A 15,154-nucleotide genomic window follows, 5' to 3' on the forward strand; every position below is an offset into this window, starting at 1 on the left:
GGGGTCAGGAAACCAGCAGATACACGGCACTCGCCCCCAGCAATAGCGCCATGACCCGATTGAACAAGCGCATTCCTGCCGGATTATTCAAATAACCCTGCAGGAATGTTCCGGCATACACCCAGCAGCCCACCGACACATAACAGATCACCAGATACACCGCCGCAAACTGCCAGATCAGCCGCGCCTCACCGTCCGCGACGAAGGCGCCCATCCCTGCCACGCAGGCCAGCCAGGCTTTCGGGTTGAGCCATTGCATGATTGCGCCGTACACCATCGAAGGCGCCTTTGCGGACCCGTTCACATCCAGTCGGCCATCGTCCGCCGCCAGTTTCCAGGCCATGAACAACAGAAACGCCACGCCCGCCCATTGCACCACCCGCGTCAGCGCCGGCCACACCTGCAATACCTCATGCAGCCCGAGCCCCATCAACACCAGCAACAACACGAACCCCAGCGTAGCCCCGGCGACGTGCCGTTGACTGGCGCGAAAGCCGAACTGCGCGCCCGAGCTCAACGCCACAATGTTCACCGGCCCCGGCGTTATCGACGCCACCAGTGCAAACGTTGCCATGGAAATCAACAGACTCATCGCGCACCTTCTTCAATTCAGGGAAATCAGCGCTCAAGTTACTGAGCACCCTGCTGCGCGTATTGAAGAAAACTGCCCAAAGCATTGCGACACGTATGGGTTCAATCATCCTCGTGCAGCTTGATGCCTCGGGCGTGGAGCAAATGCGGGACGATCAGCACCAGCAACGTCAGGGCGAGGAACGATGCGGCGATGGGTTGCGTGAGAAAGGTTGTCCAGTCGCCTTCGCTAATGGACAGCGCATTACGCAGCTGCTTTTCAGCCATCGGCCCGAGCAACATCCCCACGATTACCGGCGCCACGGGGAAATCAAAACGCCGCATCAGCACTCCGCCCCAGCCGATGCCGAGCATCAGCAAAAGATCGAACGACGAGTGACGCATGCCGTACACACCGATGGTGGCGAACACCAGGATGCCAGCGTTCAGGTAAGGTCGCGGAATCTGCAGCAGCTTGACCCACAAACCCACCAGCGGCAGGTTCAGCACCAGCAGGATGACGTTGCCGATGTACAGCGAAGCGACGAGGGTCCAGACCAGGTCGCCCGAGGTCTGGAACAGCATCGGGCCGGGTTGCAGGTTGTAGTTCTGGAACGCGGCCAACAGGATGGCCGCCGTGGCGGAAGTCGGAATGCCCAGCGTCAGCAGCGGTACCAACGAGCCGGTCGCACTGGCATTGTTGGCCGCCTCAGGCCCGGCCACGCCTTCAATCGCGCCCTCGCCTTTACTGCCAGCGAACTCTTTCGGGTATTTGCTCAGCTTGCGTTCGGCCGAATAGGACAGAAACGTCGGAATCTCGGCGCCACCGGCCGGAATTGAACCGAACGGGAAGCCGATCAGGGTGCCGCGCAGCCAGGCCGGAACCGAACGTTTCCAGTCAGCGCGGGTCATCCACAACGAGGTCAAGCGGTGTCGGTTGCCGGCTTCTTCTTTTTGATACAACAGGCTGTACAACGCTTCCCCCACCGCGAACAGACCCACTGCCACCAACACCACTTCAATGCCATCCACCAACTCCGGCACCCCCAGGGTGTAGCGGGCAATGCCCGAGGTCGAATCCAGGCCGATCAAGCCAATGGCCAGGCCCACCCCCAGCGAGGCGAAACCGCGCAGCATCGACGCGCCGAGGACCGCCGACACGGTGGTGAACGACAGCACCAGAATCGCGAAATACTCCGCCGGGCCGAATTTCAGCGCCAGTGTGGCAACCACCGGGGCAAACAGCGTCAGCAGGATCGTGGCAATCGTCCCGGCCACAAATGAACCGATGGCCGCCGTGGCCAGTGCCGGCCCGGCCCGGCCATTGCGGGCCATCAGGTTACCTTCCAGGGCCGTGACCATGGAGGACGACTCACCCGGCGTGTTGAGCAAAATGGAAGTCGTGGAACCGCCAAACTGCGCGCCGTAATAGATACCGGCAAACATGATCAGCGCCCCGGTCGGATCGACCTTGGCGGTGATCGGCAGCAACAGCGCCACGGTCAGCGCCGGCCCAATGCCGGGCAACACGCCAATGGCCGTGCCGAGCAGACAGCCGATAAAGCCCCACATCAGATTGATCGGTGACAGCGCGGCGGAAAACCCCATCGCCAGACTTGCAAGAATATCCACCGGGTTGATCTCCTGTGGCCCGGATCAGATCCAGGCGTTGACAAGGGGCGGCAGGGAAACCCCGAGCCCGGCGTTGAACAGCCAATAAATCGGCAGCGTCAGGGCAATGCCGATGGCCAGGTCGCGCAGTGGATGGCGACTGCCAAACCCGCGTGCGGCACAGACAAACAACAGCCCGGCGGCGAGGACGAAACCGATCAGGTTGATCAGCACCGCCACCCCCACCAGTCCCGCCGTCACCCACGCCACACCCCGTTTGCCGCCGGGCAGCGCTTTGGCCGATTCGTCATGGTGATCCGCCAGCTCGCGAAAACCACCGGTAACGGCCTGATAACTCAGCAGCAAACCGACCACGCCAAGGAACACCGCCAACCCATAGGGATAGACATGCGCGCCCAAAATGACGAAGCCCATCTCGGGCGGAAACCGGAAGGCACCGACCGCCAGAACGGCGCTGATGGCGATCAGGCCAAGGCCGATCGCCAACTGTGGCGGCACAATGTTGCGCGGGCCGGCCATGTCAATTCAGCAGCCCGACGTTGACCAGCATCGCGTGCAACCGCACGTGTTCTTCGGCGACAAACTTGCCGAACTCATCGCCGGTCAACACGCTCGGCGACCATGCGTTGGTCTGGATGTTGTCCTTCCAGGATTGGCTGTTGGAAGCCGCGACAACGGCGTCGGTCAGTTCTTTACGCTGCTCCGGGCTCAGGCCTGCCGCGCCGTACACACCGCGCCAGTTGCCGATGATCACGTCGTAACCTTTCTCTTTGAGGGTCGGTGCATCAATGCCAGGCACACGCTCCGGCGCGCCGATGGCGAGCACACGGAACTGGCCGTTCTTGATGTATTGACCCAGTTCGGCATAACCGCCGGTGATCACCTTGATCTGCCCGCCGAGCGCCTGGGCAACCACTTCACCACCACCGGCGAAAGCGACGTAGTTGACCTTGTTCACCGGGATGTCCATTTTGCCGGCCAGTTCGGCGATGCCGATGTGATCGACCGAGCCTTTGGAGCCGCCGCCCCACGTGATGCTGGTCGGTTTTTCCTTGAAGGCCTTGAGCAAGTCTTCCAGGGTTTTGAACTCGGACTCTTTGCGCACTGCAATCACGTTGTACTCCGTGAACAACCGGGCAATCGGTGTCACGTCCTTCAGGGTGATTTGCGGTTTGTTCTGTTCAATCCCCGCGACCATGATCGCGCCCACCACCAGCAACGCATCGCCATCACCCTTGGTGCTGTTGGCAAACTGCGCCAGCCCCAGCGTTCCACCCGCCCCGCCCTTGTTTTCGAAGGTGGCGGATTTAGCGACCTTGGCCTCGATCAAGGCTTTGCCCAGTTCGCGGGCGGTCTGGTCATAGCCGCCACCGACCGAACCCGGGGCCATGAACTTGACGGTGTCCAGCGCCATGGCGGGTGTCGAGAGTGCGGCAGCGGTAATCGCCACAGCAGCGGCGTAGTTGAAACGACGGAACAAAGCGAACATGAGCGGTCTCCTGATCTTGTTTTTGTAGGTGCCGTTGAATCGCGCTCAGGAGCAACCCCTGCTCACTGAACATGCGTCTGTGAACAAGCGTAGGCCATGGTTTTGATTGAGGGTGTGTTGTTGTCCAGATCGCCCGGGGCCTTGGACTTTTTACGTATGCGCGTCCACCACCCACTTCACTTTCACCAGTGCTTGTCGAAGTGTGTCCATGTCCACCGAGCCCAACGCCAACCGCAAGGCGTGCGGTACATGGAGCGAAATCGCGAAGGGTTCGGCGGTGGACACAGAAACCTGCTCACGCATCAACGCCACGGCAATCTGGTCTGCCCGTGCGTCTTCCGACAAAGGCAGCCACAGAAAGTAGGACGACGGATGGCGGATCACCGCAAGTCCGCTGAGCGCCTCATCGGCCAGCTTCTGTCGTGCCTGTGCGTCTTCGCGTTTTTGCGCTTCGAGCCGGGTGACGGTGCCATCCTCAAGCCAGGCGCAGGCGATGGCCGTCATAACGCCCGGGGTGTTCCAGGTGGTCGCCCTGATTGTGCGCTCGAGCTCGGCGACCTTCTGCGCAGGGGCCACAATGAAACCAACGCGCAAACCGGTGGCGACGTTCTTGGAAAAACCGGACACGTAAATCGTCCGCTCCGGGGCCAACTCAGTGATGGGCGGCGGCGGGTCTTCGGCGAGAAACGCATAAGCCCCGTCCTCGATGATGTGCAGGTCGTGCTTGCGCGCAATCGACACCAGATGTTCGCGCTGCTCGGCCGGCATCACCCAGCCCATCGGGTTATGCAGGGTCGGCATGGTGTAGACGGCGCGCACTGTCCGGCGGCGGCACAGGTCCTCCAGCGCCTGCAGATCCGGACCGTGTTCCGTGACGGGAATGGGCACGATTTCAAGGTGCAGCGTGGCGGCCAGCACTTTGAAACCCGAGTAGGTCAGCGCGTCCGCCGCGATTACGTCACCGGGTCGCAGCAATGCCATCAACGTCACTGCCAGACCGTGTTGAGCGCCGCTGACAATCAACACGTTGTCGGCTTCAACCGTCAGGCCACGGCTAAGCAAATGTCGAGCAATGGAGGCGCGCTCATGCGCCCGTCCGCAGTGAGGCTGGTAGCGCAGGTGCGATTCCAGGTCGCCGGACAACGCGAGTTGGCGCAAGGCATTGCGCAACAGGTCGGCCTGCCCCGGCAGCGCGGGATAGTTGAAATTGAGGTCAATCACCCCTGGCGCAATGTCCGGCTGATCGATGCCGTGGCTGGGCGGCAACGACGTCTCCCGGACAAAGGTCCCGCGCCCGGTTTCACCGCTGACCAATCCCATCGCTTCCAGTTCGGCATACACCCGGCTGGCCGTGACCAGCGCCAGGCCTTCGCTGGCGGCCAACTGACGGTGCGTCGGCAAGCGTGTGCCCGGCAGCAAGCGCCCCGCGTGAATATCGGCGGCCAGGGTGTCCACCAGGGACTTGTAACGGGAGCGTGGCATCGTGGGGTGTATCCATGACAATTTTTTGATTGTTCTTAATCCTGGCTCATAAGATGCCTTTCACGCAACCTGCCTCGGAGACGCCACATGGACAGGACCTCAACGCTCAACAGACCGACACTGGACAAGCACGCCAGCGGGCTGATCAATGGCTTCATCGGCGTGCTGATCTTCAGCGGCTCACTGCCCGCCACCCGCGTGGCTGTGCTCGAACTCGACCCGGTGTTCCTGACCGTCGCCCGGGCCACCATCGCCGGCGTGCTGGCGCTGTGCATGCTGTGGCTGTTCAAGGAAAAGCGCCCGGCGCGTAGTCAATTGTTGCCTTTGGTCATTGTGGCGCTGGGAGTTGTAGTCGGCTTTCCGCTGCTGACGGCATTGGCGTTGCAATACGTGACGTCGGCGCATTCCATCGTCTTTGTCGGTCTGTTGCCGCTCGCCACGGCCGCGTTTGGCGTGTTGCGCGGTGGCGAACGTCCACGGCCGGCGTTCTGGTTTTTCTCGGTGCTGGGCAGTTTGCTGGTGATCGGCTTCGCCGTTTCCCAAGGCCTTACCGCGTCGCCTGTCGGTGATTTGCTGATGCTGCTGGCGATTCTGGCCTGTGGCCTGGGGTATGCCGAAGGCGCCAAACTCTCCAGAACACTGGGCGGCTGGCAGGTGATTTGCTGGGCCTTGGTGTTGTCGCTGCCGCTGATGGTCGCGCTGACGGTGTGGCGGATGCCCGTTTCATTGTCCGGGATCACGATGCCGGCCTGGTTGAGCCTGGCGTATGTGTCGCTGTTCAGCATGCTGATCGGTTTCGTGTTCTGGTATCGCGGATTGGCGCAGGGCGGGATTGCGGCGGTGGGACAGCTTCAACTGCTGCAGCCGTTTTTCGGCCTGGCGCTGGCGGCGACGTTGCTGCACGAACAGGTCAGCCTCGGCATGCTCGGGGTCACCGTGGCGGTGATTCTCTGCGTGGCAGGCGCGAGGAAGTTCGCCAAATAAAAGTGTACTGCGGCTTGTGTCCATGGCTGTACCGGGCGGTCCGTCCACCGCCCATGATAAAAATGGCGTTCTCGTTTGCGGAGACTCGCCATGGACCTCGCCACCCTCACCCTTTTCCTGCCCGCCTGCTTTGCCCTGAACATGGCGCCCGGCCCGAATAATCTGCTGTCGGTCAGCAACTCGACTCGCTACGGCTACCGCACCTCCTGCGTGGCCGGGATCGGTCGGTTGCTGGCCTTCGCCGGCATGATCGCCCTCGCCTCCGCCGGGTTGGCCGTGGTGCTGCAAACCTCCGAAATGCTGTTCTACGGAATCAAGATCGTCGGCGCGGCGTATCTGTTTTACCTCGCCTGGCAATTGTGGCGTGCCGATCCGGGCGCTGAGCGCGCTGACACCCGGCCACCCGTCGGTGTGATGGCCCTGGCGCGGCAGGAGTTTCTGGTGGCGGCCGGCAATCCCAAGGCCATCCTGATCTTTACCGCGTTCCTGCCCCAGTTCGTCGACCCGACCCGCGCCGTGACGCCGCAATTTGCGTTGCTGGGTGCGCTGTTTTTGATACTGGAATGGATCGCCATCAGCGCGTACGCCTACATGGGATTGCACATGCGTCGCTGGTTCGCCGAGCCGCGTGGCAAGCGGATTTTCAACCGGTGCTGCGCGGGGTTGTTGTCGGCGGCGGCTTCGGTGTTGTTGATGGCGAAGCGGGCGTGATCAAACGGGGGGACGATGGTTCTTTAAGCACGGCATCGCCCCCTTCGCTCCTTTGCGTCTGAAAAATGTCATCCCTCCCTCCAAACTTTTCGCGTCACCGGGCGTCATCTCTTTAATGCTGCCGACAGGGCTTCGCAGCTCCCAGACAACTGACCTCAGCCAAGGATCGCCGATGACCTTTCTCGTTTTTCTTCTAGCCTGCGGTGCCGCCGCAAGCACAGGCTTCTTTTTCAAACCGGGCCAGTGGTACGAATCGCTGGTCAAACCCGGCTTCACCCCACCCAACTGGGTGTTTCCGGTCGCCTGGTCGACGATCTACCTTTTGCTCGCCTGGGCCGGGTACCGATTGACCCTGATCCCTGGCAGTCAGGAGGTGCTGGCTTTGTGGGCCGCGCAAATTGCGCTCAATACGCTGTGGACGCCGGTATTCTTCGGCGCGCATCGCGTTTTCGCCAGCATGGTGATCCTGATGCTGCTCTGGCTGGTGGTCGCGGTGATGGTGGTGATGGCGTTGCAGTTGGATGTGATCACTGGCTTGATTCTGCTGCCTTACCTTGGGTGGCTTTGCGTGGCAGCGGCGTTGAATTTTTCCATCTTGCGCAATAACCGCTGATGAGGTTCCGCTGAACCGATCACGAAAATCACATCCCGGTGCATGGCCTTCAGCGTCACGATCCCGCTACCGGGTTCGAAGATAACCATTTCTGCGCAGTGAACAGACCTGGTACGCCAAGCGGTGTTGAGTTGAGCACGCGGGCTTCCTCGCCCACCACGCACCGTTGGCGAGGAAGCAAGCTCCCCCGCCAACGTGATGCAGCGATTACTTAGGCGGAACGAAGTTATCCAGCATTCGATTCACCGCCAACTCCCCCAGCATGATGACCTGCTGCAATGCCAGGACGTTACTGCGATGAGTCCCCTCTAGCGAGGCCGCCACGTTGCTGGCCATGACACTGGCCGACGCCATGTTCTCGCACGTTTGAACCAGTAAGGTTTCATGGTCGACGTCTGGGGCAATCATGTAAATGGTGCTGGGTTTACGTGGGGTGTTGTTCATGAGCGCCGCCGGATTGAGATAGAAGTTGAGCGCGCGCTCGGCGGCGTCGTGGAGTTTTTTGGGGTCGAGGGTTTCGTACGGGGACACTGAATCGGCGTTTGGCGGATCGGTATCGGGTGAATCGGTGTCTGGCGGGTTGGGTGTCACTTTGAACATTGATGAAAACTCCATGTGGGATTGTCGGAGCCATCGCCCTCGCTACCAAACGAAGGGTGGTGGCCATACGAAGGTTGGTAGACCGGCCCACATGGAAAATCCGGCGCGCCCGAAGACGCCCTGCGCATGGCCACCATTAAAACGCAGGCCAAAAAGCAGCATCTGCAAAAGGTGACGCTATGCGTCATGTGGACAAACGGGCTACCAAACCCGGTCACTGATATTCAGCGACACGGAAACAATAAGCCCCGAGCCACAGGCGCACAAGCCGGCAGATTCTCTCTGAACCGTAGGTAACGGCGCAAGGTTTTGTAGCCTTCGGGACGTAACCGCAAGTGTTTTTAAACACGCCAAGTTAAACGCGTGAAGGCCTCAAAAAAGATCAAAGAAACGTACGACATATTTCAGAAAATGATCGGATCCTATCGAGTGGCCAGTTTGATCCCTTGAAGTTCACGTGTTCCCCAATCGAGTTTTTACGAGAGCGGCTCGAGGATGCTTAAGGCTGATCAGTGGACGACCCTTTGAGCTCGACCTGGTTGCCATCCGGGTCGAAGCAATACAGAGACAAGCCATAACCCTCAGCACCAAAGCGCTTAGCCGCTTTCTCCGGCGTCAGACCAAAAGACTGCAAATGGCTGACAAGCGCCGCTTCATCAAACGGTTCGATGCGCAGGCAGACATGGTCGAGGTTACGCCCCTCCTGACCCGCGGCAGCGCCGCCCTTGCGTCCGAGCTCACCGTCCAGGCTGACGAGGTCGATCATCGAGGTCCCGGCGCGCAGATGCACCAGCCCCAGATCATCGCGGCGCTTGACCAGTTCAGCGCCGAATACCTGGGCGTAAAACGTGATGCTGCGCTCCAGGTCCTGGACGCGCAGTACGATGTGATCAATGTGTTGAATCGTGAACGGATGCATGAAATCAGTTCCTGAAGGGTTGCATGACCGGTAACCCGGACACTGTAGTCCAGCGCCACAAAAATTCACTGTCGATTTTCCGGTGGAGTCACCGCCCGCAGGGTTTTATGCTCAGCCCATGAACATACAAACCGCTGTGCTGCCGCCCCACGCCGAAATGGTTCGCGCCATGCTCGAACGCGACACTGCCTACGAAGGCGTGTTCTTCACGGCCGTGAAAACCACCGGGATCTTCTGCCGCCCCGGGTGTACGGCGCGTTCGCCGAAACCGGAGAACGTCGAGTTCTTTGCGCACGCCGATGAATGCATGGCGGCGGGTTATCGCGCGTGTCTGCGCTGCAAACCGCTGGATGCAGCCGCCATCGCGCCCGACTGGGTACAGACACTGCTGAAGTCGGTGGACGCCGACCCCGAGCAGCGCTGGACCGACGCCCAGTTGCTGGCCGAGGGCATCGAGCCGCTGAAGTTGCGGCGCTGGTTCAAACAGCATTTCGGCATGACGTTTCACGCCTGGCTGCGCACCCGCCGTCTCGGCATGGCGCTGGGCGGGATCAAACAGGGCGATTCCATCGACAGCGCGGCCTTCGATTCGGGTTATGAATCCCTCAGCGGTTTTCGTGACGCGTTCCAGAAGTCGTTCCACATCACCCCGGGCCGGGCCGCACAGAGTGAACCCCTGCTCTTCACCCGGCTGACCACGCCACTGGGGCCGATGATTGCCATGGCCGAGCGTCGCGGGCTGGTGTTGCTGGAGTTCCTCGACCGCCCGGCACTGACCCGTGAAGTCGAAGAACTGCAGAACCGTTACGGCTACGCGGTCGCGCCGGGGCATAACGCGCACTTGCAGCAAATCGAAGCCGAACTGGCGCAGTACTTCGCCGGCAAACTCAACGAATTCACGGTGGCGCTGCACACGCCCGGCAGCGAGTTCGCCCGGCAGGTCTGGGCTGCACTGGCACAGATCCCGTACGGCCAGACCAGCACCTACGGCAGCATCGCCAGGTTATTGGGCAAGCCCGGCGCCAGTCGCGCAGTGGGTTTGGCCAACGGGCACAACCGGCTGGCCATCGTGGTGCCGTGCCACCGGGTGATCGGTGCAGACGGCTCATTGACCGGCTATGGTGGAGGACAACCGCGCAAGGCGTTTCTGCTCCGGCTGGAAAACGCTGCGCTGCAGATGACCCAACAACTGGCGTTCTGATTGCCTCAATCGTCATAAGGAAGGACATTCGATGGACAAGCAATTCCACCAACTGCACCACGAAGGCTTGTTGATCCTCACCAACGTCGCCGATGCCACCGGGGCGCGCATCGTCGAACAACTGGGCTGCAAAGCCGTCGCCACCAGCAGCGCGGCGGTGGCCTGGGCCCATGGTTATGCGGACGGCAACGCCCTGCCCCTCGACCGTCTGGTCTCAACCGTCGAGTCCATCGCGCGAGTGATTTCCGTGCCGTTGACCGTGGACGTCGAGGCCGGTTATTCCGATGACCTGACGCGGGTCGCGCAAGTGATTGAAGCAGTGATTGCCGCCGGGGCGGTCGGGATCAATATCGAGGACGGCGCGTCCCCGCCCGAGTTGCTGGTGCGCAAGATCGAAGTGGCGCGCAAGGTGGCGGATCAGCGCAATGTGCAGCTGTTCATCAATGCGCGCACCGATGTGTACCTCAAGGGACTGGTGCCGGCCGAGGACCGTGTTGCCGAGACCCTCAAGCGTGCCGCGTTGTATCAAGCGGCGGGGGCCGACGGGTTGTTCGCGGCGGGCGTGTCGGCGGAGTACGAAATCGCCGCACTGTGCCAAGGCACGACGTTGCCGGTGAACGTGCTGGGGCTTGCGAGCCTGCCATCGCCCGAAACGCTGAAAGCCTTGGGCGTGCGGCGCTTGAGTGCCGGTTCGGGCATCGCCGAGTTTTTGTATGGCGCCATGGCCGGGCTGGCCAAGGGTTTTCTGGAAACCGGCCAACTCGACAGCAGCCACCTCAAGGCGTTTACGTACGGTGAAGTCAACGCCCTGCTGAAAACGGCCGGGAACGCTTGATCGCCATGCCCGATCCCTATCGGCCCGCGACCGAATTTCTGGCGTCCCTCGACGCCGACTGGGCGCGCCACATCGCCGCCGTCGGCCCGTGCCTGCATCAACCCCATGCGGCTCGCGATCCGTACGAGTCGCTGGTGCGAGCGATTGCCTACCAGCAACTGCACGCCAAGGCCGGGGATGCGATTGTCGGTCGCTTGCTGGGGTTGTTTCCGTCAGTGGCGTTTCCACGACCGGAGCAGATTCTGGCGACCGGGTTTGATCAGATGCGCAGTTGCGGGTTTTCGGCGGGCAAGATCGCGACCATTCAGGGGATTGCCCAAGCGACGCTGGACGGCGTGGTGCCGGATTATGCGACGGCGTTGGCCATGGACGATGAGGCGTTGATCGAGCGCTTGATCACCTTGCGCGGGGTCGGACGCTGGACGGTTGAGATGTTGCTGATTTACAGCCTTGAACGGCCGGATATTTTGCCGGCCGATGACTTTGGCGTACGTGAGGGCTATCGGCGGATGAAGGGGCTGGAGGTGCAACCGACGCGCAAGCAGATGGTGGAGATCGGGTTGGGGTGGAGCCCGTACCGGACGGTGGCGGCGTGGTATTTGTGGCGGGTGCCTAGCCGGTAGACCGCGTTATCGTTCATCGCGGGCAAGCCCGGCTCCCACAAGGATTTCGTGAACGCCGAAGATCCAATGTAGGAGCCGAGCTTGCTCGCGATGGCGGAATCACATTCACCTCATGTCACAACCCCGACTTTAACCGGCTAAACGCCCGGATCAACGCCCGGTTAAACGCCTTTCCATTGTCATTCTTGCTATACAACGAAGCTCGCACCTGCGCCGACGGATACGTCCCCGGATCATCGCGAATCGCCGGATCAACCAGCCCGTCCGCGGCCGTAATCGCATTGGCGTAGTGAATGGTGTCGGTGATCGGCGCAATCACTTCAGGCGTCATCAGGTAATCCATCAACGCCAGCCCCGCCTCGGGGTGTGGCGCATCCTTGGGAATGACCATGGCGTCAAACCAGATCAACGTGCCTTCCTTGGGTATCCGGTACTTCAGCGTGAACGGTTTCTTCGCCGCCTCGGCCTGCCCCGCCGCGATGGCCACGTTGCCGTTCCACGACATCGCCACGCAGGTGTTGCCGTTGGCCAGGTCGCTGATGTTCAGGTCATTGTCGAAGTAGCGAATGTACGGCCGGATCTTGGCCAATTGCTGCTCGGCCAGTTTCAGGTCATCGAGGCTCTGGCGATTGATGTCCAGGCCCATGTACTTCATGACCGCTGCGAAGACTTCGTTGGGATCGTTGAGCAGGCTGACCCCGCAATCGGCAAATTTCGACACCACCGCCGGGTCGAACAGCATCGCCCAACTGTCTCGTGGCGCGTCGGCCAGGCGCTGCTTCACCGCTTCTTCCTGGTAACCGACGCCGGTGGTGCCCCAGGCATAAATGCCGGCGTAGCGGTTGCCCGGATCGAACACCGCCATGTGTTGGCGGAACTCCTCGCCGACGCCTTGAAAGTGCGGCGTTTGCTTGCGGTCCAGCGTCTGGATCGCGCCGCTCTGAATCGCTCTGGACAGATGTTGCCCGGCGGTCAGCACCAGGTCATAGCCGCTGCGCCCGGTGAGCAATTTGGTTTCGACGGTTTCCAGTGAATCAAAGTGATCGGCCACCACATGAATGCCGGTTTTTTTCTCGAAATTGCTCAGCGTATCCGGCGCCAGGTACTCGCCCCAGATGTACAGGTTGACCACCGGTTTGGCGGTGTCGGCGGCCTGCACACACAGGGGTGCAAGCACCAGCATTAACGCTTGAGTCAGTTTGTGCAGGCCCATGTTCATACTCCCTTTTTGTGGCTGGCAGGCGCGGCGTACTGAGGCATGGTGATGCAAGCCACGTTGCCGCCGCCAAGGAGGATTTCCCGGGAGTTTTCGATGCCGACGATCTTGTGCTGCGGAAACAGTTCGGCCAGGGTCGCCATGGCGGCCTGATCGTTGCGATCACCAAACAGCGGCACCACGATCGAGGTGTTGCCGGCGTAGTAGTTGATGTACGACGCGCAGATTTGCGTCCCGGCCTGACGCGTGTGTGTACTGTCCTGCTGATCCAGGCCCTCGGCTTCTTCAGCAGTCCACTCCAGCACGTCCGGTTGCGGCAGTTTGTGCACGATCAATTCACGGCCACGGCTGTCGCGGGTGCTGCGCAGGATGTCGTAGGCCTCCTGATAGATTTCCCATTGTGGGTCATTGCGGTTGTCGGTCCATTGCAGCACCACTTCGCCGGGGCGCACGAAGCACGCGAGGTCATCGACATGGCCGTCGGTTTCGTCGAATTTGCAGCCCCGTGGCAGCCAGATGACTTGCTCGGCACCGAGGTAATCGGTCAGGCGCCGCGTGACTTCTTCCTTGCCCAGATGCTGGTTGCGATTGCGGTTGAGCAGGCATTGTTCGGTGGTGAGGATGCTGCCCTGGCCGTCACTCTGGATGCCGCCCAGCTCGGCGATCAGCGGGGCGCGATAGCGGTCGAAACGTTCGATTTCGAGGATTTTGCTGGCGATCTGATCATCCTTGTCCCACGGGTAGTACAAACCGCCATCGAGACCGCCGTAAGCGTTGAACTCAAAGTCGACACCGCGCACTTCGCCACTGTGGTCATTGACCACGAAGCATGGCCCGCTGTCGCGAAACCAGGTGTCGTTGCAGGTCATTTCCACCACGCGCACTTGCGGCGGCAATTGGCGGCGGGCAGTGGCGAATTGCGCGGCCGAGGCGCAAACAGTGACCGGTTCACTGTGGGAAATCGCGGTGACGATTTGCACCCAGACTTTCTGCGCGGGCTTGGCACCGTTGCGCCAGACGTCGGTGCGCTCCGGCCAGCCGAGCCAGCAACCGGACTTGGTTTCGAATTCGCCGGGCAAGCGGAAACCGTCTTGTTTGGGGGTGGAATCGAGCAAACGTGCCATGGTCAAACCTCGTCAGCGGGGATTGGAATGACCACAGGCTAAGGTCGCTGGCGCCGTCCTCGCCAACGATGATTATTTCGGAATAGTTGAATTCAACTCATCAATCGATCAACTGATCGTTGAACCACTCCAGCATCTGCGCCACCGCCGGACGCTCCAGCCGCACCCGCTCGCACACCAGTGCGTATTGGCCAAGAGCAGTCATGCTCGAGGTGAAAGGCCGGACCAGACGCCCGTTGAGCAAATCTTCCTGCGCCGTCAGGTTATCGCCCATCGCGACGCCCTGCCCCTGGGCCGCGGCTTCCAGCGCGAGGCCGGCATGAGCGAAATACAGCTGCCGTTCGGGACGTTGATCACCGGCATGACTGGTCAGCCAGGCCGTCCAGGTCTTGCCGTCCTGATCGTCGTGCAACAGGCAATGCCGCGCCAGATCTTTCGGCGTTTTCAGCGTGCCCTGATTGAACAGGCCGGGGCTGCACACCGGGAAAAACTGCAACGCCGGCAAGGGCCTGACGAAGTACGCACTGCTGTCCACCGGACCGGTGCCGTAGGTAATCGCCAGGTCGATGTCTTCACCCGGCGCCGTGCCGTCAATCGGTTGTTCGTACAGGTGCAGGGTGATGTGCGGGTAGCGCGCATAGAAATCCGTGAGGCGGCTCATCAACCATTTTTGCGCCAGCTCGGCGGTAACGGCCAGGCGCAACACCGCCAGGGATGACGGATCGCGCAGCTCATCGCAGGCCTCGCCGATCAGTTCGAAGGCTTGCTGCAAGCTTTGCATCAGTCGGCCGGCGGCCATGGTCGGGCGAATCTGTCGGCCTTCGCGGATGAACAGCGAAACGCCGAGGTGTTCTTCGAGTTGGCGGATTTGATGGCTGACGGCGCTGTCGGTGACGCACAACTCGGCGGCGGCCCGGCCGAAATGCGCGTGGCGGGCGGCGCATTCGAAGGTTCGCAGTGCGGCCAGAGAGGGTAGTCGTCGCATGATTCAGCCCCGGTGATGGAGGCGCCCATGCTGCCTTGGCCATTCGCGGGCGTCCAGCAGGACCGCGTTATCGTTCATCGCGGGCAAGCCCGCTCCCACAGGGGACCTCGGGCGTTCACAAAATCCCCTGTGGGAGCGAGCTTGCTCGCGATGGCGGCAGCCCATTCACC

Annotated in this window: 16 protein-coding genes; 6 read left to right on the forward strand and 10 right to left on the reverse strand. The window is 61.3% G+C overall.

The window, feature by feature from the left end; all coding sequences use genetic code 11:
- Nucleotides 1-4: 4 nt before the first annotated feature.
- The 5 genes from H8F22_RS00190 to H8F22_RS00210 all read right to left on the reverse strand — a co-directional run bounded on the left by H8F22_RS00190 (nt 5) and on the right by H8F22_RS00210 (nt 5,173).
- The gene (locus tag H8F22_RS00190; RefSeq protein ID WP_027923370.1) at nt 5-592 is read right to left on the reverse strand and encodes a LysE family translocator; all 588 of its coding nucleotides are present in this window, start codon (nt 590-592) and stop codon (nt 5-7) included.
- Between the two features lie 101 nt (nt 593-693).
- Nucleotides 694-2,202, reverse strand: coding sequence for a tripartite tricarboxylate transporter permease (locus H8F22_RS00195; RefSeq protein ID WP_027923369.1), 1,509 nt, complete (start codon nt 2,200-2,202; stop codon nt 694-696).
- Between the two features lie 24 nt (nt 2,203-2,226).
- Nucleotides 2,227-2,721, reverse strand: coding sequence for a tripartite tricarboxylate transporter TctB family protein (locus H8F22_RS00200; RefSeq protein ID WP_027923368.1), 495 nt, complete (start codon nt 2,719-2,721; stop codon nt 2,227-2,229).
- A 1-nt stretch (nt 2,722) separates the two neighbouring features.
- Nucleotides 2,723-3,691 carry a tripartite tricarboxylate transporter substrate binding protein gene (locus H8F22_RS00205; RefSeq protein WP_027923367.1) on the reverse strand — a complete coding sequence of 323 codons (969 nt, stop codon included), beginning with the start codon at nt 3,689-3,691 and terminating at the stop codon, nt 2,723-2,725.
- A 150-nt stretch (nt 3,692-3,841) separates the two neighbouring features.
- Nucleotides 3,842-5,173 (reverse strand): aminotransferase-like domain-containing protein, encoded by a 1,332-nt coding sequence (locus tag H8F22_RS00210; RefSeq protein WP_194939576.1) that lies wholly within the window; start codon nt 5,171-5,173, stop codon nt 3,842-3,844.
- An 87-nt stretch (nt 5,174-5,260) separates the two neighbouring features.
- On the opposite strand from H8F22_RS00210, the gene H8F22_RS00215 reads away from it, so the two are divergent.
- The 3 genes from H8F22_RS00215 (at nt 5,261) to tspO (ending at nt 7,481) form a co-directional block, all read left to right on the forward strand.
- The gene (locus H8F22_RS00215; RefSeq protein WP_194939577.1) at nt 5,261-6,157 is read left to right on the forward strand and encodes a DMT family transporter; all 897 of its coding nucleotides are present in this window, start codon (nt 5,261-5,263) and stop codon (nt 6,155-6,157) included.
- 90 nt (nt 6,158-6,247) lie between these two features.
- Complete coding sequence (locus H8F22_RS00220) at nt 6,248-6,868, forward strand: LysE family translocator (RefSeq protein WP_059180971.1); 621 nt, start codon at nt 6,248-6,250, stop codon at nt 6,866-6,868.
- A 172-nt stretch (nt 6,869-7,040) separates the two neighbouring features.
- Nucleotides 7,041-7,481, forward strand: coding sequence for a tryptophan-rich sensory protein TspO (gene tspO, locus H8F22_RS00225; RefSeq protein ID WP_027923363.1), 441 nt, complete (start codon nt 7,041-7,043; stop codon nt 7,479-7,481).
- 207 nt (nt 7,482-7,688) lie between these two features.
- Here tspO and H8F22_RS00230 read toward each other — a convergent pair whose 3' ends face one another.
- Together H8F22_RS00230 and H8F22_RS00235 are read right to left on the reverse strand one after the other, a co-directional pair.
- Nucleotides 7,689-8,081: a DUF6124 family protein gene (locus H8F22_RS00230; RefSeq protein WP_123435643.1), complete on the reverse strand. Its 393-nt coding sequence runs from the start codon at nt 8,079-8,081 to the stop codon at nt 7,689-7,691.
- Nucleotides 8,082-8,580: 499 nt separating this feature from the next.
- Nucleotides 8,581-9,000: a VOC family protein gene (locus H8F22_RS00235; RefSeq protein ID WP_194939578.1), complete on the reverse strand. Its 420-nt coding sequence runs from the start codon at nt 8,998-9,000 to the stop codon at nt 8,581-8,583.
- 118 nt (nt 9,001-9,118) lie between these two features.
- On the opposite strand from H8F22_RS00235, the gene H8F22_RS00240 reads away from it, so the two are divergent.
- The 3 genes from H8F22_RS00240 to H8F22_RS00250 are packed head-to-tail and all read left to right on the forward strand — an operon-like array spanning nt 9,119 to nt 11,659.
- Nucleotides 9,119-10,201, forward strand: a complete 1,083-nt coding sequence (locus H8F22_RS00240) for a bifunctional transcriptional activator/DNA repair enzyme AdaA (RefSeq protein WP_194939579.1) — start codon at nt 9,119-9,121, stop codon at nt 10,199-10,201.
- A 31-nt stretch (nt 10,202-10,232) separates the two neighbouring features.
- Nucleotides 10,233-11,036 carry an isocitrate lyase/PEP mutase family protein gene (locus tag H8F22_RS00245; RefSeq protein ID WP_194939580.1) on the forward strand — a complete coding sequence of 268 codons (804 nt, stop codon included), beginning with the start codon at nt 10,233-10,235 and terminating at the stop codon, nt 11,034-11,036.
- A gap of 5 nt (nt 11,037-11,041) precedes the next feature.
- Entirely contained in the window at nt 11,042-11,659 is a 618-nt protein-coding gene (locus tag H8F22_RS00250) for a DNA-3-methyladenine glycosylase family protein (RefSeq protein WP_027923358.1), read from the forward strand.
- A gap of 115 nt (nt 11,660-11,774) precedes the next feature.
- Here the strand turns inward: H8F22_RS00250 and H8F22_RS00255 are convergent, their stop codons facing one another.
- The 3 genes from H8F22_RS00255 to H8F22_RS00265 all read right to left on the reverse strand — a co-directional run bounded on the left by H8F22_RS00255 (nt 11,775) and on the right by H8F22_RS00265 (nt 14,984).
- A complete protein-coding gene (locus tag H8F22_RS00255) occupies nt 11,775-12,872 on the reverse strand; it encodes an extracellular solute-binding protein (protein WP_027923357.1) in 1,098 nt (365 codons plus the stop codon).
- A 2-nt stretch (nt 12,873-12,874) separates the two neighbouring features.
- The gene (gene aguA, locus H8F22_RS00260) at nt 12,875-13,999 is read right to left on the reverse strand and encodes an agmatine deiminase (RefSeq protein ID WP_027923356.1); all 1,125 of its coding nucleotides are present in this window, start codon (nt 13,997-13,999) and stop codon (nt 12,875-12,877) included.
- A gap of 100 nt (nt 14,000-14,099) precedes the next feature.
- Entirely contained in the window at nt 14,100-14,984 is an 885-nt protein-coding gene (locus tag H8F22_RS00265) for a LysR substrate-binding domain-containing protein (protein ID WP_027923355.1), read from the reverse strand.
- Nucleotides 14,985-15,154 lie beyond the last annotated feature (170 nt).

The organism is Pseudomonas mucoides, assembly GCF_015461845.1.
GTDB lineage: Bacteria > Pseudomonadota > Gammaproteobacteria > Pseudomonadales > Pseudomonadaceae > Aquipseudomonas > Aquipseudomonas mucoides.